The following is a 20,702-nucleotide window of genomic DNA, read 5'->3' on the forward strand; positions in this document are numbered from 1 at the left end:
CGCCGTGATCATCGCCACCCCGCCCATCGAAACGTCGATAACATGGCATTGCTTTGCTATGTTTTCGATGTCCATGGAGATGAGGAGCAAGACGATGACTATCAAGCTGGTGCATCCCGAACGGGTCAACCGGGTCGACGTCCACCATCAGGTCGCCGTCGCGCAGGGCTCGCGCACCGTGTACCTGGCCGGGCAGGTGTCCTGGGACACCGAGGGCAACCTCGTGGGCCGCGACGACGTCGCCGCACAGGCCGAGAAGTGCTACCTCAACATCGCCGCCGCGCTCGACGCGGTCGGGGCGACGGCGGCTGACCTGGCCAAGGTCACCGTCTACATCGTCGACCTCGACGAGGCGAAGTCCGAGCAGTTCGTCATCGGACGCGATCGGGCGGCCGCGACGCTGGGCGTCGAGTTCCAGCAGCCGAGCACCTGGATCGGGGTCACCTCGCTGGCCGCGCCGGGCTACCTCGTCGAGGTCGATGCCGTGGCCGTGCTGGCCTGAGGCGGGCTCAGCGCGACCCAGCCGGCCTCGACCGAGCGTCGGCACACCGCGGGGTCGTCACCGGCGGCGACGATCACCGCGGTGAGGAGGGGAATACCCGAGGCGAGGGTGCGTCGTGAGGCGACCCGGCTCACGACCAGCGACACGATCCCGTGGCAGACCGTCCAGACCTCGGTGCCGAGCTGGCCGGGGTCGGTGTCCTCGGCGATCCGACCCCCGTCGCGACAGCGTCGCGCGGCGCGCACGAGGTACCCGAGGGTCGCCTCGGCGGCCTCGACGTCCTCCAGTTCGACGGTCGCATCGAACATGACCCGGTAGAGGTCAGGATGCTCTAGGGCGTTGGCGGCGTAGGCGGCCACCCCCGCCACGAGGTCCTCGACGGGGTCGGCCGGCACGACGAGGGCCTCGAAACGGGCCGCCAGCCGCGTGAAGCCCTCCTGGCGCAGCGCACGCCACACCCCGTCCATCCCGCCGAAGTAGGTGTAGACCGCCATCGTCGAGACCCCGGTCCCGTCGACGAGCGACCGCAACGTGATCGGCTCGCGCTCACGGAGCATCCGCGCTGCACGCTCCAGGAGCTGCGTGCGCACCGCCGGATCCTTCTGCCTCGCCATCCGAAACATTCTAGGGCACCGCTTTGGAACGCTTCTATGACCTGGGGGTCCAGACTGGCAGGAGCCGTTGATCGAGTGATCTGCATTCTCCGTGGCTCCTACTGTTTTAGTCACCGTGCGTCACGATCGCCGGAGTGGAGGCACGTTGTCAGGGGTATCGGACTTGCGATCCCTGTCGGCTCGGGGTGTCAGCGCCAAATGGAACCGGGTGTCGTTGGAAAACTCCGCGACCGGGGTGAATTCGAGTCGGCACAACAGGGCGACACTGGAGTGGTTGCCATGGGTGACGCCGGCGAAACTGACGCCCCGAGTACCGTGAGCTGACCGCGCAGATGGCTGGCGTGGCGCGCGCCGCATGAGCCCTGAGGAGACCCCCTTGACTTCAAGCTGTCGTGTTCGCCCGGCCGTGGACGACGACTGCGAAGCGATCATCGCGGTTGACCAGGAGATCGGCGGGGTCTTCGATTCGTACCGCGACTACCTCACGGGGAGGATCGGCGATGTCTACGAGGTGTTCGTCGTGGAGGACGTGACGGGCCATGTGGTGGGGTGGTTGGAAGGCAACTCCGACGCGGACCTGTACGAAGAACTCACTCGCCCCTCACACCCGGCGCCTTATGCCTACGTTGCGCAGATGCTCGTGTCCCCGCGGGCGCGCGGCCAGGGCGCGGGGTTGGCTTTGATGCGCGAGTTCGTGACGGTCGCCCAGGCTGCCGGGTGCACGTGGCTCGCGTTGCTTCCGAAGACGGGGGACGAGGACGAAGCCGCCCAGTTGGCGTTCTTCGCCCGGTGCGGGCTGCATGAGCTGGTGGAGGGGGAACCGAACGAGGGCGGGTTGGCGGCCCCGCTGGTGGACATGGTGGTGGCTCTCGACGTGGGGGGTGCGGGGTGAGCGACGCGATGGTGGTATGGCTCCGGCAGGTCCTCGACGGCGACGAGGCCGCGGCCGATCAGGTTCATCATCTGGGGTGTGGGGAGGTGCCCGTGGAAGGAGACCCAGTTGGGCCTACCTGGGGGCGAACCAAGTACGCCGGAAAGGGGCAATGGCCTGACGTTCCCGCAGGTCAGGAGGTAGGCCAATCCGGCGCTTTCGAGTGGTCTAGGGAGTGTTTTTTGGAGGTTTTCGGGTCGGCGAGCGGCCGTCCAGGCGATCTCTCGCAAGACGATGTGCGAAGTTCAGCCTGGTTGTGCTTCACGAGCGCAGAGGCGCGGCGAGAGGAAGCCTGGTGGACGCGAGCCCGGAAGGATCCAAAAAACACGACCTAGCGATCTGGTGTAGTTCGTCCCGGTATCGCACGGCTCTGACCGCCGGCAACTGCTCTTACCAGTGCGGTCAGAGGCACCCCTCAGAGCACCCGACTTCATCGGACGAAGGGATCCTTCATCTGATGAAGGCCTGTTGCCCCTCCCGGGCTCACCTTGTTCGTCCCCGCTCTGGCCGCACTGGCCGCACGGGTCGCAACCTTGCCAAGTGGGGCAAGTCGCAGGCCGCGGACCCGACCGTGGTGGCCGGCCCCGGCCACGACCTGCGGGTGCTGCTCATCCAGCGCGACGACATTCACCAGTGGGGCTTGCCCGGCGGGATGGTGGACCCGGACGGCGGGACGGCCGCCGAAGTGTCGGTCAGTGCCCCTCAGTGAGGTCGACGCCGAGCTGACGCAGGAAGCCGACGTTGTCGTACTGGACCCACTCCTCGGCCAACTGGCCGTTCTCGTGGTAGCGGAAGATGTTGATCAGTTCGAGTCGCATCGGCTGCCCGTTCGGCGCGATCGCGCCGAACGGGGACGCCTCGAAGGGCGCGGTGAAACGCCCCGACATACAGGTACGCGAACCGATGTACTCACCCTCGCTGACAATGGTGCGCCGCTCGCATGCGAATCCCTCGAATGCGGCACGCATGGCCGCGAAGAAGGAACGGATCTGCGCGTACGTCATGTCGCCGTCGGGGCCGTGGAAAACGAAGTCATCCGCGAAGTAGGCGTCCAGCTTCTCGTCGTCAGCCACGGCGATCGCCTCGCGGCCGATCCGCACCAGGGCGCGCGACCGCTCGTCGTAACGGATGTCGTCAGGGGAAATGAACTCGCTCACTAGAAAATCCTTTCAGGTAGTGGCATTGCCGCCGCTTTCGACACTAGACCCTGAAAACTCCTCTTTGGCCCTGCGTGACATGCAATTACCGGCCCGTTCCCATAACAACTGTGCATGGCTCGGGCGGCTACGATGGTGCCGTGCCCGAACTCAGCATCAACGCTCTCCGCGTCGTGCGCGCGGTGGCCGCGCACGGCTCCCTGAGCCGCGCGGCGCGCGCCCTCGGCTACTCCCAGCCCGCCATCTCCCGCCAGGTCTCGGCCGCCGAGAAAGCCGCGGGGCAGCCCCTTTTCGTACGCGGCGCGCGCGGCGTCAGGACGACGCGCGCGGGGGAGCTCGTCGCCCGGTTCGCCACCGAGACCCTCGCCGGCCTTGACCGACTGGACGAACGGCTCGACGAGCTGACCTACGGGCCCGAGGTGCGGGTCCGGGTGGGGGCCTTCCCCGCCGCGAACGCCGCTCTGCTCCCCTTTGCTCTGGCCAGGGCACTGGAGCAGCAGCCCAGGCTGACATTCGCGCTCACCGAGGCGTCCTCGCCGCAGCTCGTGCACCAGATCATCAGCAAGCGGCTGGACGTCGCCGTCGTGGCCTCCGGGCCCGGCCTGACGCAGCTGGCCCTGGAGGGGTTGCGGATCGCCCCGCTGCCGGGTGGCGAGCTGACGGTGGGCGTGCCAAGCGGGCACCCTCTCGCCGCGATGGAAGGCCCCGTCCCGGTGCGTGAACTCGCCCACGCGTCATGGATCGTGGGCAAGGGTGCCCGTGACGAACCACAGTTCGGCGCCTGGCCCACGCTGACCGATCCGCTCATCGCCTTCCGCACGCGGACCTGGCACAGCCGCTTCGGACTCGTCGTCGCCGGTCTCGGAATCTGCGTCATTCCAGACATCCTCGCCCCGGTCGTCCCGGAGAACATTGCCCTGGTACGCGTGGACGACCCGAACTGGCTCGGACGGAGTATTATTGCGGTCACCAGGAATGACGGGGTGGAAACGCATGAAATCATTGTCCGGGCCCTGCGGGAACCCTTTGAGGGGGGCGAACCAAGTACGCCGGAAAGGGGCAACGGGGTTTTCCAGCGAAACCCAGGGGTGGTCTAACCGCTCTTATCAACGCGGTCAGGGGCATGGCTGTTTCATTGTTTCGTGCAGGGTGTGATGGAGGCTCTCAAACCTGGGAAGGATGAGAGACATGCCAGCGAGGCCGATGGCGCCGCCCTCCTCCCGGCTCACAACCCGTTGAGGAAGGTGACGAACCCGGACCCCTCGAAGGCGGCGACGGCACCCGTCCTGGCGAGTCCGCTGACGAGAAGGAGGAACCCGACCAGGCCGACGATCCACCCCATCGCCTCCCTGGAGCCGGCCTCGATCCTGGAGCGCCAGTGCTCCAGCCGGGGGCGTATCCGCGCCCCCAGGGCCCGGTGGCCCAGGTAGAGCAGGACCGGGGGGAGCACCATCACCGCGTTGTAGGCGGCAAGGAGTGGCAGCCAGGCGACTGCGGGCAGTTCGGCGGTGGTCATGATGCCGATCGCGCCGAAGTAGGGGAAGGCGGTGCCGCCCTCCAGGAGCCCGGTGGCCAGGCCCAGTCCGATCATCGCGGCCGTGCGGAAGGAGGTGGGTCTGCGCTGCTCACGCGGCTTGTTCGGCAGGAGGAAGCTGTAGACCAGCAGACCGCCGCCGAGGAGGGCCATCGCCCAGCCGGCCGGGGCGCTGTCGGCAACGCCGCCGAGGGCGTCCAGCAGGAGGCCGAAGCCGAGCATGAGCGCGCAGCCCAGCGCGAAGTAGAAGAGGGCGACCGTACCCAGGAAGGCGAACAGGGGGCGGGCCACCGAGCGCGCGCCGCTCAACAGCACGTACAGGGAGATACCGAGGGTGGCCGGGCTGAGCGTGTCCAGCAGGGCCAGTCCGGAGACGGGCAGCAGTACTTCCCAGGGGGGCATGGCGGTCTCCTCGCGGTTTTTATCGCACGTCTGTGTCAAATAAAATAACACATATGTGTTAGAAAGGTGGGGTGCCAAAGATCGTCGACCACGAACAGCGCCGCAGGGAGCTGGCCGAGGCCCTGTGGCGGGTCATCGCCGGGTCCGGCCCCACCGCCGTGTCCATCCGCTCCGTGGCGGCCGAGGCGGGCTGGTCCCCGGGGGCCCTACGCCACTACTTCCAAACGCGCGAGGAACTCCTGGTCTTCGCCATGAACCTGTCCGAGGACCGCGTCACCGCGCGGATCACCTCCCTGCCGGCCGCGCAACCCGCCGACATGCCGCTGACCGACCGCGTGGCCCAGTACGCCGAACAGCTCCTGCCGCTGGACGAGACGCGTCGGGCCGAGTACCGGGCCTGGGAGTCCGCCGGAATCCTGGGCGAGTACGACAAGGACCGGGCCCAGCGCTGGAACCTCCAACGCAGGCTCTACCGGCAGCTGGTCGCCTCACTCGTCGGGGCTGCGGTCGGAGACCCCTTCGAACCCCACGCCGACCCCTGGGTGGAGGAGTGGTCCGGCTATCTCCACACCCATGTGGACGGACTCGCACTTGAGCTGATGGTCACCCCCGGGATGCTCGACGCGGACGACGCGCGGCACCGGCTGCGGAGCTTCCTGGTACGGATCGGGGAGGCGTGGCGGTACCGGGCGAACCCCTGACCTGGGGGTGCGCGAGGTGTCGGTTTTGGTGTCGGGGGTCCGTATTTACCGGGTTTCCCGATGGTCGATACTGGGGGTGCCAGTGACCGAAAGTGACGGGGGAGACGCGCGTGACCACCAGCCAGACCAGTGAGACGGCATCCGGCAAACCGCTCAGCCTGACCTACCGGCACGCGGTCCACACCGACGTCCCAGCCCTCGTCGAGCTGGTCAACGCCTGCTACCGGGGCGACTCCTCGCAGCAGGGCTGGACCACGGAGGCCCATCTGCTCGACGGCCTGCGCGTGGACGCCGAGGGTATGGCCGAACTGCTCGGACGCACCAACGCGATCGTCCTCGTCGCGGAGGCCGAAGGCCTACTCGTGGCCTGCTGCGAACTCCGTCGGGGTGTCAACGGCGCCTACTTCGGGATGTTCTCGGTCCGGCCCACCATCCAGGGCGGCGGACTCGGACGGCGGGTGCTGGCCGAGGCCGAGCGCATAGCCGTGGCCGAGTGGGGCTGCCGCCTGATGCGCATGAAGGTGCTCAAGCAGCGCCCTGAGCTGATCGCCTGGTACGAACGGCGCGGTTACACCAGTACCGGCAAGATCGAGCCGTTCCCCTACGGGGACGAGACCTTCGGTGTCCCCAGGCGCGCCGACCTGGCGTTCGTCGAGCTCACCCGGGAACTGCCCGCGCCGTGACCCCGGCGGGCGCCCCGGGCGGGGACCGTCCCCTCAGCCCTGTTCGAGGTTGGCCGACATCCGCTCCAGTACGTCGACGGCCGCGCGGTACTCCTCGTCCGCGATCCCCCGGGTGAGCCGGGCGCGGGCCTCACCGACCCTGGCGAAGAGCTTCTCGTGCTCGGCCTCCCCCCGGGGTGTGAGCGCGAGGGCGACCAGGCCCTCGACCCACCCCAGCTCGCGCAGCCGCTCGACCACCGGGGCGACCGTGTCCTCGTTCTCGTCCAGGAACGGGGTCAGTCTGCGGTCCAGATCGGCGATGGTCCCGGGCTCGTTGTGCAGTGAGTTGAGCACCTGCCAGTGGCGCCGCCCCACGGACTCCGAGGCCAGGGCCCGGTCGAAGTCGTTCTCGATGAGCCGGTCCAGGTGCTTGAGCCAGTAGCCGATGGGCAGGTCGGACATGCTTCCTCCAGCGGGCTGCGTACCACTGCCGCGCTTGCGCGGCATGTCGACGCTATATCGCCCGAACGGAGCTTGTCAGGGGGTGTCGACGGTGTTGCGCGAGCAGGCTTTCGGCGCGGGGCGGCCACCCGCTCTCCGGCCGGGTCCTGGTACTGCGCGGTCCGCGTGCCCGGCCCGGTGCCGTCGTCGGTCCCGGGGAGTGGCACCTCCGGTCAGGCCCGGCACAGGATCGCCCCGCGCGGGACCACGAACACCCCGTCGGGGTCCTGGCTCCACGCGGCCCACCCCTCCGAGATGCTCTCCAGGTCCTCTCGGGTGGCGTGTCCCTCGGCGACGGCCTGGCGTCCCATGTCGGACTCCAGGATGCGCCGGGCCCACATGCCGCCCCACCAGGCGCGGCGGTCGGGGTCGGAGTGGCTCCACGCCTCGGCCACGTAGGTGACGTCGGTGAATCCGGCCTCGTGGGCCCAGGCCACCATGTGGCGGCCCGCGTCGGGTTCGCCGCCGTTCCCCCGGGCGACCCGCTGGTACAGGTTCATCCAGGCGTCCAGCTCGGGCAGGCGCGGGTGCCAGTACATGCCTGAGTAGTCGCTGTCGCAGGCGGCCACGGTCCCGCCCGGCCGGGCCACCCTGCGCATCTCGGACAGCGCCCGGACCGGGTCGGCGACGTGCTGGAGGACCTGATGGGCGTGGACGACGTCGAAGGAGTCGTCGGGCAGGTCCAGACGGTGGACGTCGGCGACCCGGAACTCGATGTTGTCGGCCCCCGACTCTCCGGCGGTCGCGCGGGCGAGTTCGACCGCCTCGGGAGAGGAGTCCACCGCGGTGACCTGGCCCGGGGCGACGCGTCGGGCCAGGTCGACGGTGATGCTGCCCGGGCCGCAGCCCACGTCCAGCAGGGAACTGCCCGGGGTCATCCGGTCGAGCGCGTAGGCGGAGGAGTTCTCCGCGTTGCGCCACCGGTAGGAATCGGTGACCGTCGGGTGCTGGCCGTGGGTGTAGCGCGTCATGGTTCTCCCTCTCGCTGGGGCGCCGAGACCTGTCGACGCGTCCGACCCTACACCTGGCGTCTCTTACAGTGAGATTTAATTCTCAGTATTTGAGATGCCATGGGTGCGGGGCGACGCCAGCCGTTCCCGGAGGGCGTCGGTGTCGGGGGCGAACCACAGGTTCCGGCCGCGGTTGCCCTCCCGGACCAGGCCCCCCAGTGCGGTGCTCGCCGCCACGTACGCGGAGACGTCCCCGACGACGGCCAGGCCCATCCCGTAGGTGGCGAACTTCTGGACCACCGCCCCCGCGAGGCCGGTACGCAGGGAGAAGAAGTCCTTGTCGAGCCGCCGCACGGGCATGACCACCCATGAGGCGCCACGGAAGGACGCCTCGCCGATGAGGTCGATCGCGTCGGCCTCGCCGCGCAGTGGCGGCCCGTCGGCCGCGCACATCATGACCTGGACGCCGCCCAGTTCCTGCAGGACATCGGCCATCGGACCGCTCACCCTCTTTCCTCGTCGACCATGACTGCGATGAGTTCCAGGACCGCCGCGGTCGCGGAGAGATCGCCCAGAACGACGACCTTCAGGCTCGCGCGCTCCGGATCGTGGACGGTCTGGACGTGGACCCGCGCCGCGCCGCCCGGCACCCCGAAGAGGGAGGACGTGATCAGGGTGGTCAGACGCGAGGCGTCGTCGGGGCCGATCCCGTCCACCCGCACCACAGTGGACGCCTCGGCGGTGCGCTCGCCGCTTCCGGCTGCGGGCGTTTCCGGTCCCGGGAGCGGTCCACCGGTGAACTCCTCCAGGTCCTGGCGCCGGACGCGGTACTGCTTGCCGATCCGGGTCGCCCTGAGGCGGCCGTCGCGGATGTAGGCGCGCACCGTCTTGACGTGCAGGTCCAGGAGCTCGGCCACCTGGTCCACCGAGTAGTACTGCTGATCCAACGCCCACTCCCCACCGTGACTCTGAAAACTACTCAATACATCCCTTACCTTACCTGACAAAAGAGAACCTTAAAGAACAAAAAGGGATTTTGGTGTGGAGCAAAAATTCGCGGACCGCCCGATGAGTCGCCCCGCCCGATCGGGTCCGTACATGTAGGAAGGACGCGGAGAACCGTGCCCGCGTGGAGAGGACGACCGATGAGCACGCTGAACAAGATCACCCCCTGCCTGTGGTTCGACACCCAGGCGGAGGAGGCCGCGAACTTCTACGTCGGACTGTTCGAGAACTCCCGCATCCTCAGGACGCGCCGCTTCGGCCCCGGTGGTCCCCGGCCCGCCGACATGGTGCTCACCGTCGACTTCGAGATTGAGGGCCAGCAGATCACCGCCCTGAACGGCGGCCCCGAGTTCACGTTCTCCGAGGCCGTCTCGCTCCAGGTCGCCTGCGACAGCCAGGAGGAGTCCGACCACTTCTGGAACAAGCTCGGCGAGGGCGGCGAGGAAATCCAGTGCGGCTGGCTCAAGGACCGGTACGGCTTCTCATGGCAGGTCTTCCCCGCAGAACTCGACGACCTCATCGCCGACCCCGACCCCGCCCGCGCCGAACGCGCCATGCGGTCGATGCTCTCGATGGTCCGGATCGACCTGCCAGAGATCCGGCGGGCCATGGACCAGGCCTGAGACGGACCTGAGGGGCACGCCCCCCGGCCCCGGCCGGTGGCGGCCGGGGCCGGGGTCAGCGCCCGGTCGCGCCGTCGACCAGTTCGCGGAGGATGTCGGCGTGACCGGCGTGGCGGCCGGTCTCCTCGATCATGTGGACGAGGGCCCAGCGTGTGCTGGGGCCGGGGTGCTCCCCCCGCCGCCGGGGGACCGGCGCTCCAAGGTCGGTGCACCCGTCGAGAACCTCGTTCGCACGCTCGACCGTCTCCCGGTAGCGGGCGACGACATCGGCCGCGCTGTCCGCCGACGCGGCCTGGAACGTCGCCTGCCAGTCCGTGGTCCTGTCCCCGAGGAACGCGGAGCGCTCGACGAAGGTCAGGTGGTTGAGCAGGCCGAGCAGGTTCGTTCCCGACGGCACTCCGGCCGTTCGGACCTGCGGTTCAGGGGCACCTTCGACCTTCGCGGCGATCGAGGTGCGGAGGTAGTCGAGGAACGCGCGCAGGACCTCTGCCTCGCTGCTTCCGGTCCTGGGCGGCGGGGTGTCGCTGCGCCGGGAGGCGGTGGGCATGCTGGTCTCCTTCGCGGGCACACGGCCGGTGTGCACGGGTCAGGCCGTGCGGCGGACGAGCAGGACGTGGTCGGTGACCTCGGCGGTGCGCCCGTCCGGGCCGGTCGCGATCCGGCGGGGCGCGTCGGCCCGCTCGACCGTCCACACCGCCGGGTCCAGACCGATCTCCGCGGCGACCTCCTGCGGAGTCGGGTGCCGGGCGTCCGGGTCCTGGTTCCAGGACCACGGCGCGGTCGAGCCGTGGTCGACGACCAGCAGTCGTCCGTCCGGGCGCAGCGCGTGCGCGGCCTCGCGCAGGACGGCTGGGCGGTCCAGGTCGAAGGAGGTGTGGAGGTAGTGGGCGCAGACCAGGTCGAACCGGCCCCGCGGGAAGGACGTGTGCAGGTCGCACTGCTCGGCGACGACCAGTCCGTCCAGACCTCCCGAGCGGGCGAGGCCGGCGAGTCGCTCGGCCGCCACGGCCGAGATGTCGACGGCGGTGACGTGCCACCCTTGGCGGGCGAGCCACAGCGCGTCGCCGCCGGCGCCGCATCCGAGGTCCAGCGCGCGACCGGGCGACAGGCCCGTGACCGTCTCGGTGAGACGGGCGTTCGGCTGCGGATCGGTGGCTGCCGGGCGGACCGCGTAGACGCCGTCCCAGAACGTGACCGCATCGGTGGTGCTCATCGGGGCTCCTTCTGTCGGAAGGCGCCCAGTCTCGCCGGAAACACCACCCGCTGGCACGAAATCTTGCGGTTCTGGCAAGATGGCCCCGTGGACCGCGAAACGGAAGACGTGCTCGGCGTGGTGGGGCCCCGGCTGCGTGCGCTGCGCCGCGCCCGGGGCATCACCCTCGCCGACCTCGCTGTGACGACCGGGGTGTCGGAGAGCACCCTGTCCCGGTTGGAGAGCGGTCAGCGCCGGGCGACCCTGGAGCTGCTGCTACCGCTGGCCCGTACCTACGACGTCCCGTTGGACGACCTCGTCGGTGCCCCGCGTACAGGCGACCCCCGCATCCACCTGAAGCCGATCCGGCGGTTCGGGATGGTCTTCGTTCCCCTGTCCAGGCGGCCGGGCGGGATGCAGGCGTTCAAGATGATCATCCCCGCTCAGCAGAGACCGCTCGAACCGACCCCGCAGACCCACGAAGGCTTCGAATGGCTGTACGTGCTCAACGGCCACCTGCGGCTTGTGCTCGGCGAGCGAGACCTGACGGTGCCGCCCGGTGAGGCAGCCGAGTTCGACACGTCCTTGCCGCACTGGCTGGGCAGCGCCGACGGCGGAGTGGTCGAGCTCCTCATCCTGTTCGGCCTGCAGGGGGAGCGTGCGCACGTGCGCGCCGGCCCCGCGTCCTCGACCCGTTGAACGGCCCCGTGCCGTGGCCCCCGGGCGGGAGACCACGGCACGGTACGGTGCTCGGCAGGGAGCGGGTCAGCGCGTGACCACGCTGCCCTCCTCGGCGTCGTGGTCCAGACCCAGCACGGCCAGCAACTGGGCCAGGTCCTCGGAGTCCGCCGCGTGGGTGTAGACCGCGCGGCGGGCGTGGTCGGCCTCGCCCTCACCGGTGGCGAAGCGCCGGGCGTTCATACCCTCAGCTGTCACGAACCGACCCTCGGGGCTGTCCGGGGTCACCCAGTGGCGCTGCTCGGCTACGCTCCAGGTCTGCCAGAGGTGCTCTCCGGTGATGACCCTGCCGGTGGCGTCGGCCGAGTTCAGGAGCCTGAGGAGCGCGGGGTTCATGAGTTCTCCAGTGGTGTGAGAGCGGATTCGGTGATGTTGCCGCGGGCCGCCTCGAAAGGGCGCGTCGCCACCGTTCGACCGGTGGGCTGGTGCTGTTGGTCGCTGCGTGGGGTGCTCCAGGATCGGTGGTTCCACCTGAGAAGGCGCCCGGAAACGGGCGACCGAGGGTGGCGGGCACGGGGTCTTCTCCCCCAGTATCGCACTTCGGCCCCGCGAGCACCGCCCCTGGACGACACGAATGTTGCGCGGTCTCCCCCGAGGGGCACCGCGCACCAGGGGACGAGGCGATGTGATGGCCCAGAAGAATTCGAAGAACGCGACCTACACGCGGATGAGGGTGAGGTAGGCGAACCCGAGCGTCTCCCTGGTACCGCGGATCCGGAAATCCCGGTGCCGGTCGGCCCTGGTGCGGATCTCGCCGGCGTCGGGGGAGTCCGGGTTCTCCAGCAGCCAGTCCTCCCACCCCTGCGCGTGTCGGGACTCGAAGTCGTCCCATTCCTCCAGGGTCGCCTGGGACAGCGCCCGGAGCCGGAATCCGTAGGAGAGGGCGAAGTCGACCAGGTCGCGGATCGACCGGTACTGGGCGAGCGGGATGTCCCGCATGACCTCCAGCTCCTCCGCGGTCGGCTCGCGCAGCCAGAAACCCTCGCCGAACAGGAGCCGGCCTCCTGGCCGGAGCAGGTCGCCGGTCGCCTCCAGGGCGTTCGCGGTGTGCACCACCGGATCTCCGCCCCATACGTGGGACGCCCCGTTGTTGACCACGACGTCCGCCCGGGTGCCGGACCACTCGCCGACGTCGCCGACCACCAGTTCGACGCGGTCGCGCAGGCCTCGGGCCCCGGCGAGTTCCAGGCCGTGGCGTACGGAGTCCTCGCCCAGGTCGATACCGAACCCGGTCGAGGCCGGCTCCGACTCCAGGGTGCGCAGGAGGAACTCCGCCCAGCCGCAGCCGATGTCGACGATCCGGCGGCCCTGAAGGGGGCCGAGTGTACGGATCAGCCGCGCCGCGTGTGCGTCGGAGAGGGGACCGTTGAAATCGCAGTCACGGTACACGGGGGGAAGCTCGGGAGTGACCATCAGGGCAGGATCCCCCAGCGGCACGGGGGAGTCCAGGCAATTCTCGCGGCTGCGAGCGCGGCCACGGCCCGGCCCGTACACGGCCCGCCGCGCGAAGGTCAGGACCGCAGCGCGCAGTCACCGCAGTAGCCGCCACCCGGCAACCGGTAGTACAGGCAGCAGGTGGTGCGGCGGAACACCCCCGCCCCCGTGGCGTCCACCCCCGTGTACCCGCCGGTCCCGGCCAGCGACGGGCGCTCCAGCAGGTTCCCGACCAGAGCCTCGGCCTCCGTGCGCCGCTCGGGCCGGTCCGCGCCCAGGGAGCGCACGGCTCCCGCCAGAGCCGAGGCCGTGTTGCCCCGCAACAGCCCCGGCGCCACCCGGCCCGGCCCGGACAGGACCCGTTCGAGAGTCCGCAGCACGCCGAGGACCACCGCCTCCTCGACCAGGTCGGCGGCCCGGACGCCCCCTCCGGTCACCGCTGCGGCCGTCTCCTGGGAGGTGCGCAGTACCAGCGGGCCCTCCCTGTGCGGGTCCCACCGGAACCGCGCCGCGTCGAGCAGCACACCGTGGCACAGCGCCGCCGCCAGCACCGGGGACAGGATCCGCGTCGCCATCCCCTGGTGCAGGAGCGATGCCGCCACCCTCCACTCCACCGCCCGGCCGGGGCTCGCGGACAGGGCGGCCAGTTGTGCGCGCACCCGCTCCACCTCCGCCGGCAGCACCTGCCGGGCCCCGGCCACCTCGCCGCCCGCTGCTTCGTCCACGCAGACCCAGCCCGGTCCCGGGGGCTCCACCTCCAGCGCGAACAGCGTGTTGACCCGGCCGACGTCCTCCAGGACCGGCCGTACCGGGACACGGTCGCCTTCCACACCCACCCCTCTCCTGCGTGCGGGTAGTGCCAGCACCACCCGCGTTCCACGTACTGACGGCCTCGTACCGCGGCGGCTCCGATCCCTAGATTGGTGGAGTGACCGGACAGAGCACTCATGGCGGCGGACGGGGCGGGCGGGACCTGCTGCCCGTCCTCGCCGGGCTGCCCCGTGTCGCAGAAGCCCACGGGCCCACCTGGCGGGCGCGCCTGGTGGAAGTACTGCACCTGATGACCTCTCTTGCCCTGGCACTGTTCTACCTGGTGCCCGCGTGCGTGCTCGTCCTCTCCGCCACCTGGGTCGGATTCGCGGTCACCCTGCCATGGCGGCCCGAGGCACCCGACCGCAGCGTCGGCGGACTCGTCACGGACGTGCTCGTGTTCCTGGTCGTCTTCCCGCTCGTCGCCTCACTCCTGGCCCGGCTGGCCTGCCGGATCCAGCGCGAGCGACTGGACGCGGTGTTCGGGATCGTGGAGACCAGCCCGCCCGACCCCCTCTCCGGCGACGGGCCGGCGATCCGCGCCTGGCGGTTCGTGTTCGGACGCGACGCCTGGTCGATGGTCGTCTACAGCACCGCCGCGGGACTCCACGGCCTCCTCGCCGGAGGCGTCGTGATGGTCCTGGTGGTGTGCGGTGGCGCGGCGGCCGTCGGGGCCCTGTTCGGGATCGCGTTCGTCCTGGCCCAGGGCACCCCCGGGGACATCGCCGGACCGCTCACACTGGTCGTGGTCGGTCCGCTCGCGGCCCTCGTCGGGTTGCGGCTGACCACCTCCCTGGTCGCCACCGAGGTCCTGCTGCACCGGATGCTCCTCTTCGAGGCCCCCGAGGTACGCATCCGCCGCCGTCTCCTCCACGTCCAGGACAGCCGGCTGCGCATGGTCGACGCGGCCGAGGCCGAGCGGCGCCGCATCGAACGCGACCTGCACGACGGCGCCCAGCAGCGCCTGCTCGCCCTGACCATGACCCTGACCCGCGCCCGTTCCCGCGTCACCGCGGACCCGCAGAAGGCCCTGGATCTGATCACGGAGGCCCAGAGGGAGTCCCGTGAGGTGATGGACGAGCTGCGCCAGGTCGCGCGGGGCCTGCACCCCAGGGTCCTCACCGACCACGGGTTGGGCGCCGCTCTCCCGGTGGCCGCGGGACGCGCGCCCGTTCCCGTCCGGGTGGACGTGGAACTGGAGGAACGGCCCTCGCCGCGCGCCGAGGGGGTCGCCTACTACGTGGCGTGCGAGGCGCTGAACAACGTCGCCAAGCACGCCGGGGCCGCACGGGTCACCGTGTCCGCCGAGCGGGTGGCGGTACCCACCCGCCGGGCCGCGGACCTGCTGCGGCTCACCGTCACCGACGACGGGGTCGGCGGGGCCGACCCCGAGGCGGGCACGGGCCTGTACGGCCTGTGGGACCGCGTGGACGCCGTCGACGGCGTCCTGACCGTCCACAGTCCCGCAGGTGAGGGCACCGTTCTGACCGCCGACATCCCCTGGGAGGCATGACCGTGTACAGCGGTTCGAGCGCGGAGCCGGCCCCGGCGCCGGAGAGGGGGCCGCGGGTGATCATCGCCGAGGACTCGGTCCTCCTGCGCAGCGGCATGGCCCGGCTGCTGGAGGACGGGGGCGTGGAGATCGTCGACCAGGTCGGCGATGCCGACGCGCTCCTGCGCGCGGTGCAGGACCACCCCGAGGTGGACCTGTGCCTGGTCGACATCCGGATGCCGCCCACCTTCTCCGAGGAGGGCATCCAGGCGGGTGTCACCATCCGGCGGACCCACCCGGAGGTGGCGGTGCTGCTGCTCTCCCAGCACGTGGTGAGCCGCTACGCCGCCGACCTGCTGGGCAGCGGGTCGAGCAAGGTCGGCTACCTGCTCAAGGACCGGGTCGCCGACATCGACGAGTTCCTGGTGGTGCTGCGCCGGGTCGCCGGCGGCGGCGCCGCCATCGACCCCGAGGTGGTCTCCCAGCTGCTCAGCCGGCACAGGGACAGCGCGATGGACCGGCTCACCCCCCGGGAGAGCGAGGTGCTGGAGGTGATGGCCCAGGGGCTGAACAACGCGGGGATCGCCTCGCGGCTGACCGTCACCGAACGCGCCGTGGAAAAACACATCCGCTCCATCTTCACCAAGCTCGACCTCGGCCAGGACGACCACGACCACCGCAGGGTCCAGGCCGTCCTGCGCTACCTGCGCGGTACCGACCGCACCTGACCGCACCGATACCCAGGGGGCGCGAGCCCACCCGGAAGGGAAGACAGTGACATTCAAGGCACGGGGGCTGTACGCCTCGTCGAGCAAGGAGCCCCGCCGCAGGTTCCGTGTGGGCCCGTGGCTCGTCATCGGCGGTGTGCTGGTGGTGGTCATCGTGGCGGCGACCTCGTTCTCCGTCCTGGGCAACGTGGGCATGGACAGGGGGAACCGCAGCGACTCCTACGCCGGGATCCAGGCCCTGGACGTCGAGAACCGCACGGGCGGCGGCGTCACCCTCGCCGTCGGCGGCGACGAGGTCCTGGTGGAGCGCACCCTGCGCGGCACACCCCTCACCGAACCCCGGGACGGGGCCGAGGCCGACGGTGACACCCTTGAGGTGGAGGCTCTCTGCCAGGGCGTCCCGTTCTTCGGAGGATGCGCCGTCGACTACGAGATCACCGTCCCCGAGGGGACCGAGGTGAACGTAGAGACCATCAGCGGTCGGATCAGAGCCGAGAACCTCAACGGTGAGCTGGAGCTGTCCACCACCAGCGGCGAGGTGGAGGTGACCGACAACGTCGGCGGCGTGGTCGTGGACACCGTCAGCGGGCGGGTCTCCCTGGCCGGGGTGGAGGGCTCGGTGGAGGTCGAGACCACCAGCGGGGAGGTCAGCGCGTCGGGTTCCGGCGAACAGCTGGAGGTGTCCTCCACGTCCGGTCGGGTGGACGTGTCCGGGTTCGAGGCCGAGACGGTCACGGCCGAGTCCACCAGCGGCGACGTGGCGGTGGGCGGCGGGTTCACGACGGCGCAGGCCTCGTCGGTCTCCGGCCGGATCGAGGTCACCACCCAGGACACGTTCGAGACGCTGACACTGGAGAGCACCAGCGGCAGCATCGACGTGCGTGTTCCCCGGGGAGCCTACGACGTCACCGGTGACTCCACGTCGGGGGCGCGGGACGTGAACGTGGACGTCGAGGGCGGTGCCGGGGCCCGCATCGACGCCAACACCGTCAGCGGTTCCCTCAGCGTCGAGCCGAGCTGACCCGTCGAGTGGCGCACCCTCAGCGCCGCTCGAAGCGCAGCGCCGCCCAGTCCGAGTCGATCGGCTCCTGGGCGGTGCGGTGCCACCCCGCGTCCACGAGGGCGTCCCAGCCCTTGTCGGCGGTCAGGTCGGTGATGATGGTGCCGCCGCGCTGGGGGAAGCACACCCACAACCGGGTCCCCGGACCCACCTCGGCGAGCACGCGGGGGGTCTCGCGGTCCACGGTCCCCTTGTCCAGGGCGAACAGGTGGACGTCGTCGTAGTCGGCGCCCTCGATGGGGCCCAGGTCGATGTGGATGTCGAGGGGCGGCTCCAGGAGCCGAAGGTAGCGTTCGGGGGCGTTGAGGACGAGCAGCCGGTCGCCGGGCTGCACCCCCAGCCTCCGGGCGAGCGTCTCCGACATGTCCTCCTCCGTTCGTGGTCCGACGGGCGCGCTCGCCCGTCTTCCAGGCCACCACCGTACGGTTCCCGGGCGCGGAATCCGAGGACCTTCCCCGCCTCGCCTTCGAGATGACCCTGTTTTTAGGATGAACCCATGACAGATGAGAACGGTGGACTGCGCTGGGGCGTGGTCGGAACCGGCGGTATCGCACACTCCTTCCTCGAAGGGCTGCGGGCCACCCCCTCGGCCACGGTCACCGCGGTCGGTTCCCGCACACGGGAACGGGCGGACGAGTTCGCGGACGTGTGGGGCGTCCCGGAGCGCCACGGCAGCTACGAGGCGTTGGCCCACAGCCCGAACGTGGACGCGGTGTACGTGGCCACCCCCCACCCCTGGCACCACCCCAACACCCTGACCTGTCTGAACGCGGGCAAGCACGTGCTGGTCGAGAAACCCATGGCGATGAACGCCCTCCAGGTGGCGGAGATGGTCGCGGCGGCGCGCGCCAACGACCGCTTCCTGATGGAGGCGATGTGGACGCGCTACCTCCCCGTCTCCCGCCTGGTCCGCGAGCTGGTGGACGAGGGGGCGATCGGCGAGCTGTGCTGGCTGTCGGCGGAGTTCGGCAGCAACGTCCCCTACGACCCCGACCACCGGATCTTCAACGCGGCCCTGGGCGGCGGCGCTCTGCTCGACCTGGGCGTCTACCCGCTCTCCTTCGCCTCCTCGTACCTGGGTGAGCTGACGGTCGTGGGAGCCACCCGGCAGCTGTCCCCCGACCGCATGGTGGACACCCACACGACCGTGCTCGTGCGCGGTGAGTCCGGGGCCACCGGCTCCCTGTCCTGTTCCTCGCGCACCACGCTTCCCAACCGGGCGGTACTGGCCGGGTCGAAGGGCTGGGTGGAGATCCCGTACTTCTGGGCTGCGACCACCGCGGTGCTGCACCGCGACGGCCGCGAACCGGAGGAGTTCCACCGCCCCTTCCGCGCCAACGGCTACGAGTACGAGGCCGAGGAGGTCGCCAGGTGCGTGGCCGCGGGAGAGCGGGAGAGCCCGGACATGACATGGGCGGAGAGCCTGAGCCTGGCACGGCTCACCGACCAGATCCGTGACGTGGGAGGGCTGGTGTACAGCCCGGCCAACGTCAAGGCCGTCCCCCTGGGATGAGTCCGGCCGCGCCCGCTGCGGTGGGCGCGGCCCGGCCCGGGGGTTCGCAGGGGGCGGCGCCGCGCACGGGTCGGCCTCCGATCGCGGGCAGGCGCCGGGCCCGCTCCCTGAGCACCTGGCCCGCGGCGATTCTGGCCAGGCCGGGTGCGCTCACGCGCCCGACGACGAGGACGGCGTCCTTGGGCCCGACCTCGTGGTCGAAGTAGTCGTCGAGCTGCGTGTGGCCGCTGCGTGGACGGACCCCGTAGATGTCGCCGTCGAACATGCGGTAGGCGTCGCGGACCCGCAGGGTGTCGGGGTCGAACCCGGGGCCGTCTCCCAGCCACTCCGCGGCGTCCCCCGCGATGCGCCGGACCAGGGCGGGGAGGGGCCGGTGCTCGTGGGGGTAGACGCGCCGGGCACCCAGGCACTTGCGCCACCCGGCGTAGACGGCCGGGTGGCGGGTGCGCAGGACGACGTAGGTGCGGCGCAGCGGGTGGGCGAGGACCTCCCGCATCAGGAAGTGGGTCATCAGCGTGGTGGAGAGGCCGAACCGGCGGTGGGCGGGGACCACTCCGGCGGCGTCCAGGTACAGGGCGCGGCGCGAGGCGAACCTGCACCGGTGGTAGCCGCCCCAGCCGACGGGAACGCCGTCGGGGCCGAGGATGAGCGCCAGCGTGGAGATCTGGTCGAAGAACCCGGCGTCGACGCGGGATCGCCAGTAGCCGGAGTGGTCGGCGCCGAAGGCGCGGGCCGCCAGTGCGCGCAGGGTCAGGTGGAGCCGTTCGCGGCAGTCGGGCGAGAGCGAGGCGGGGGAGTCCCAGCGGGCGATCCGGTAGTCGGTTCCCAGTGGGCGGATGGTGGGTGGTGCGCTGAGGTCGCGCAGGTCGGGGCAGTGGAGTCGGGTTGGAGCGGGCACGTACACCCTACTTTCATTACTCTTCGGAGATAAGCGACTCCTTAAAGTAGTGGGTTTGGGGTGCGTACGGGCGCACTTCACTCAGTCGGGGTGTCTGGTCGTGACGTGGGACGGCCCCACCGGACCGCAGCGCCCCGACGAGCCTCAGCCCGAGGCCGCGCGGTTGAGCCGGACGGCCAGACCGGCCATCTCCGCGCGCAGCTCGCCGGGTTCCTCCACCTCCATGTCGACGTCGAGCATGGCCAGGTAGCAGGCCATGAGCCGGAACGAGTCACCGGCGCACACCAGCACGCAGGAGTACGCGTCCGCCGACTCGATCCGACCGTAGCTCCCGATTCCCCGGCGGCTGGCCTCCTCGGCGGAGACCGCCAGCCTGACCCGGGCCTGGTGGGGCCACATGTGCACGCTCATCCGCTCCGCCAGGTAGGCGGCCACCCCCTCCTCGGGCGGCTCGCGCGGCGGTACGCGGGGGCCCGTCGGCGTGAGCGGGCGCATCCGGTCCGCACGGAAGGTCCGCCAGTCCCCGCGGACGGTGTCCCAGGCCACCAGGTACCAGCGCCGCCCCTGGGAGACCAGCCGGTGGGGTTCGACGACCCTCCGTGAGACCGTCCCGTCGTGGCTCTCGTAGTCGAAGCGCAGCCGCTCGCTGTCCCGGCAGGCGGAGGCGACCAGGGTCAGCACGTCGGAGTCGACCGTGGGCCCCGAGCCGGGCATGGGCACGGTGAAGGTTCCCAGGGCGTCCACCCTGCGGCGCAGCCGTGAGGGCAGTACCTGCAGGAGCTTGGCCAGGGCGCGCACGGAGGTCTCCTCGATCCCCGACACCCCGCCCTGCGCGGCGGTACGCAGCCCCACGGCGACGGCCACGGCCTCGTCGTCGTCCAGCAGCAGCGGTGGCAGGGCGGCACCCGCTCCCAGCTGGTAGCCGCCGCCGGTGCCCATGGTCGCCTGGATCGGGTAGCCGAGTTCGCGCAGCCGGTCCACGTCGCGGCGCACGGTGCGCGGGCTCACGTCCAGACGGTCGGCCAGGTCGGCCCCCGGCCAGTCCTTACGGGTCTGGAGGAGGGACAACAGGCGCAGCAGGCGCGCAGAGGTCGCTTTCATGCCCGCAGTCTGCCAGGAGTACAGGACAGTTCCGGTCCTGGACTGGGCGGGGGCCCGTGTTCTCTCCACGGCGCCGAGCACACTGCGTTCGGCCTTGACTGTGCCGTTACGGCCGGGTGTTGCATGGCCGTCCGCCCCCCTCCACGGGGGCGAT

The 20,702-nt window shown here is 70.6% G+C and carries 26 protein-coding genes; 11 read left to right on the plus strand and 15 right to left on the minus strand.

What is annotated here, in order from left to right:
* Positions 1–94: 94 nt before the first annotated feature.
* Positions 95–502, plus strand: coding sequence for a RidA family protein (locus ACFWTE_RS02815; RefSeq protein ID WP_378777333.1), 408 nt, complete (start codon positions 95–97; stop codon positions 500–502).
* On the opposite strand, the gene ACFWTE_RS02820 is transcribed toward ACFWTE_RS02815, so the two are convergent.
* On the minus strand, positions 463–1,116 hold the full coding sequence (locus ACFWTE_RS02820; protein WP_378777334.1) for a TetR/AcrR family transcriptional regulator: 654 nt from the start codon (positions 1,114–1,116) through the stop codon (positions 463–465). The genes ACFWTE_RS02815 and ACFWTE_RS02820 overlap by 40 nt on opposite strands.
* A 406-nt stretch (positions 1,117–1,522) precedes the next feature.
* On the opposite strand from ACFWTE_RS02820, the gene ACFWTE_RS02825 reads away from it, so the two are divergent.
* On the plus strand, positions 1,523–2,008 hold the full coding sequence (locus tag ACFWTE_RS02825; protein WP_378777336.1) for a GNAT family N-acetyltransferase: 486 nt from the start codon (positions 1,523–1,525) through the stop codon (positions 2,006–2,008).
* Between the two features lie 731 nt (positions 2,009–2,739).
* Here ACFWTE_RS02825 and ACFWTE_RS02830 read toward each other — a convergent pair.
* The gene (locus ACFWTE_RS02830) at positions 2,740–3,204 is read right to left on the minus strand and encodes an ester cyclase (RefSeq protein ID WP_378777338.1); all 465 of its coding nucleotides are present in this window, start codon (positions 3,202–3,204) and stop codon (positions 2,740–2,742) included.
* Positions 3,205–3,344: 140 nt separating this feature from the next.
* On the opposite strand from ACFWTE_RS02830, the gene ACFWTE_RS02835 reads away from it, so the two are divergent.
* Positions 3,345–4,301, plus strand: coding sequence for a LysR family transcriptional regulator (locus tag ACFWTE_RS02835; protein ID WP_378777340.1), 957 nt, complete (start codon positions 3,345–3,347; stop codon positions 4,299–4,301).
* A 128-nt stretch (positions 4,302–4,429) separates the two neighbouring features.
* Here ACFWTE_RS02835 and ACFWTE_RS02840 read toward each other — a convergent pair whose 3' ends face one another.
* Positions 4,430–5,140: a GAP family protein gene (locus ACFWTE_RS02840; protein WP_378777342.1), complete on the minus strand. Its 711-nt coding sequence runs from the start codon at positions 5,138–5,140 to the stop codon at positions 4,430–4,432.
* A gap of 71 nt (positions 5,141–5,211) precedes the next feature.
* Here ACFWTE_RS02840 and ACFWTE_RS02845 point away from each other — a divergent pair, with 71 nt between their 5' ends.
* On the plus strand, positions 5,212–5,841 hold the full coding sequence (locus ACFWTE_RS02845) for a TetR/AcrR family transcriptional regulator (RefSeq protein WP_378777345.1): 630 nt from the start codon (positions 5,212–5,214) through the stop codon (positions 5,839–5,841).
* A gap of 110 nt (positions 5,842–5,951) precedes the next feature.
* On the plus strand, positions 5,952–6,524 hold the full coding sequence (locus tag ACFWTE_RS02850) for a GNAT family N-acetyltransferase (protein ID WP_378777346.1): 573 nt from the start codon (positions 5,952–5,954) through the stop codon (positions 6,522–6,524).
* 33 nt (positions 6,525–6,557) lie between these two features.
* Here ACFWTE_RS02850 and ACFWTE_RS02855 read toward each other — a convergent pair whose 3' ends face one another.
* The 4 genes from ACFWTE_RS02855 to ACFWTE_RS02870 form a co-directional block, all read right to left on the minus strand.
* Positions 6,558–6,965, minus strand: a complete 408-nt coding sequence (locus ACFWTE_RS02855) for a MarR family winged helix-turn-helix transcriptional regulator (protein WP_378777348.1) — start codon at positions 6,963–6,965, stop codon at positions 6,558–6,560.
* A 212-nt stretch (positions 6,966–7,177) separates the two neighbouring features.
* Positions 7,178–7,975 (minus strand): methyltransferase domain-containing protein, encoded by a 798-nt coding sequence (locus tag ACFWTE_RS02860; protein WP_378777350.1) that lies wholly within the window; start codon positions 7,973–7,975, stop codon positions 7,178–7,180.
* Positions 7,976–8,050: 75 nt separating this feature from the next.
* Complete coding sequence (locus tag ACFWTE_RS02865; protein WP_378777352.1) at positions 8,051–8,449, minus strand: DUF4180 domain-containing protein; 399 nt, start codon at positions 8,447–8,449, stop codon at positions 8,051–8,053.
* An 8-nt stretch (positions 8,450–8,457) separates the two neighbouring features.
* Entirely contained in the window at positions 8,458–8,901 is a 444-nt protein-coding gene (locus ACFWTE_RS02870) for a helix-turn-helix domain-containing protein (RefSeq protein WP_378777353.1), read from the minus strand.
* Positions 8,902–9,099: 198 nt separating this feature from the next.
* Here ACFWTE_RS02870 and ACFWTE_RS02875 point away from each other — a divergent pair, with 198 nt between their 5' ends.
* Entirely contained in the window at positions 9,100–9,582 is a 483-nt protein-coding gene (locus ACFWTE_RS02875) for a VOC family protein (protein ID WP_378777354.1), read from the plus strand.
* A gap of 55 nt (positions 9,583–9,637) precedes the next feature.
* Here the strand turns inward: ACFWTE_RS02875 and ACFWTE_RS02880 are convergent, their stop codons facing one another.
* Both ACFWTE_RS02880 and ACFWTE_RS02885 read right to left on the minus strand, forming a co-directional pair.
* Positions 9,638–10,129 (minus strand): DinB family protein, encoded by a 492-nt coding sequence (locus tag ACFWTE_RS02880; protein ID WP_378777355.1) that lies wholly within the window; start codon positions 10,127–10,129, stop codon positions 9,638–9,640.
* A 39-nt stretch (positions 10,130–10,168) separates the two neighbouring features.
* Positions 10,169–10,795 carry an SAM-dependent methyltransferase gene (locus tag ACFWTE_RS02885; protein ID WP_378777356.1) on the minus strand — a complete coding sequence of 209 codons (627 nt, stop codon included), beginning with the start codon at positions 10,793–10,795 and terminating at the stop codon, positions 10,169–10,171.
* An 87-nt stretch (positions 10,796–10,882) separates the two neighbouring features.
* Between ACFWTE_RS02885 and ACFWTE_RS02890 the strand changes: the two genes are divergently transcribed.
* Positions 10,883–11,473, plus strand: coding sequence for a helix-turn-helix domain-containing protein (locus tag ACFWTE_RS02890; protein ID WP_378777358.1), 591 nt, complete (start codon positions 10,883–10,885; stop codon positions 11,471–11,473).
* Between the two features lie 66 nt (positions 11,474–11,539).
* Here the strand turns inward: ACFWTE_RS02890 and ACFWTE_RS02895 are convergent, their stop codons facing one another.
* The 3 genes from ACFWTE_RS02895 to ACFWTE_RS02905 all read right to left on the minus strand — a co-directional run bounded on the left by ACFWTE_RS02895 (position 11,540) and on the right by ACFWTE_RS02905 (position 13,776).
* Entirely contained in the window at positions 11,540–11,848 is a 309-nt protein-coding gene (locus ACFWTE_RS02895; RefSeq protein ID WP_378777360.1) for a hypothetical protein, read from the minus strand.
* A gap of 321 nt (positions 11,849–12,169) precedes the next feature.
* Positions 12,170–12,925 carry an SAM-dependent methyltransferase gene (locus tag ACFWTE_RS02900; RefSeq protein ID WP_378777362.1) on the minus strand — a complete coding sequence of 252 codons (756 nt, stop codon included), beginning with the start codon at positions 12,923–12,925 and terminating at the stop codon, positions 12,170–12,172.
* 98 nt (positions 12,926–13,023) lie between these two features.
* Positions 13,024–13,776 carry a (2Fe-2S)-binding protein gene (locus ACFWTE_RS02905; protein WP_378777364.1) on the minus strand — a complete coding sequence of 251 codons (753 nt, stop codon included), beginning with the start codon at positions 13,774–13,776 and terminating at the stop codon, positions 13,024–13,026.
* 230 nt (positions 13,777–14,006) lie between these two features.
* On the opposite strand from ACFWTE_RS02905, the gene ACFWTE_RS02910 reads away from it, so the two are divergent.
* Genes ACFWTE_RS02910 through ACFWTE_RS02920 form a run of 3 tightly spaced genes read left to right on the plus strand, consistent with a single transcriptional unit; the run spans position 14,007 to position 16,997 of the window.
* Positions 14,007–15,269, plus strand: a complete 1,263-nt coding sequence (locus tag ACFWTE_RS02910; protein ID WP_378777557.1) for a histidine kinase — start codon at positions 14,007–14,009, stop codon at positions 15,267–15,269.
* A complete protein-coding gene (locus ACFWTE_RS02915) occupies positions 15,266–15,976 on the plus strand; it encodes a response regulator (protein ID WP_378777366.1) in 711 nt (236 codons plus the stop codon). The genes ACFWTE_RS02910 and ACFWTE_RS02915 overlap by 4 nt, the downstream gene beginning before the upstream one ends.
* 46 nt (positions 15,977–16,022) lie before the next feature.
* A complete protein-coding gene (locus tag ACFWTE_RS02920) occupies positions 16,023–16,997 on the plus strand; it encodes a DUF4097 domain-containing protein (RefSeq protein WP_378777368.1) in 975 nt (324 codons plus the stop codon).
* A gap of 19 nt (positions 16,998–17,016) precedes the next feature.
* On the opposite strand, the gene ACFWTE_RS02925 is transcribed toward ACFWTE_RS02920, so the two are convergent.
* Positions 17,017–17,400 carry a hypothetical protein gene (locus ACFWTE_RS02925; RefSeq protein ID WP_378777370.1) on the minus strand — a complete coding sequence of 128 codons (384 nt, stop codon included), beginning with the start codon at positions 17,398–17,400 and terminating at the stop codon, positions 17,017–17,019.
* A 132-nt stretch (positions 17,401–17,532) separates the two neighbouring features.
* Between ACFWTE_RS02925 and ACFWTE_RS02930 the strand changes: the two genes are divergently transcribed.
* Positions 17,533–18,549 (plus strand): Gfo/Idh/MocA family protein, encoded by a 1,017-nt coding sequence (locus tag ACFWTE_RS02930; RefSeq protein WP_378777372.1) that lies wholly within the window; start codon positions 17,533–17,535, stop codon positions 18,547–18,549.
* Here ACFWTE_RS02930 and ACFWTE_RS02935 read toward each other — a convergent pair.
* The gene (locus tag ACFWTE_RS02935; RefSeq protein ID WP_378777374.1) at positions 18,527–19,447 is read right to left on the minus strand and encodes a GNAT family N-acetyltransferase; all 921 of its coding nucleotides are present in this window, start codon (positions 19,445–19,447) and stop codon (positions 18,527–18,529) included. The two genes, ACFWTE_RS02930 and ACFWTE_RS02935, sit on opposite strands and share 23 nt — an antisense overlap.
* A 144-nt stretch (positions 19,448–19,591) precedes the next feature.
* Positions 19,592–20,548 (minus strand): helix-turn-helix transcriptional regulator, encoded by a 957-nt coding sequence (locus ACFWTE_RS02940; protein WP_378777376.1) that lies wholly within the window; start codon positions 20,546–20,548, stop codon positions 19,592–19,594.
* Positions 20,549–20,702 lie beyond the last annotated feature (154 nt).

It is taken from the genome of Nocardiopsis sp. NPDC058631 (assembly GCF_042716955.1).
Taxonomy (GTDB): domain Bacteria; phylum Actinomycetota; class Actinomycetes; order Streptosporangiales; family Streptosporangiaceae; genus Nocardiopsis.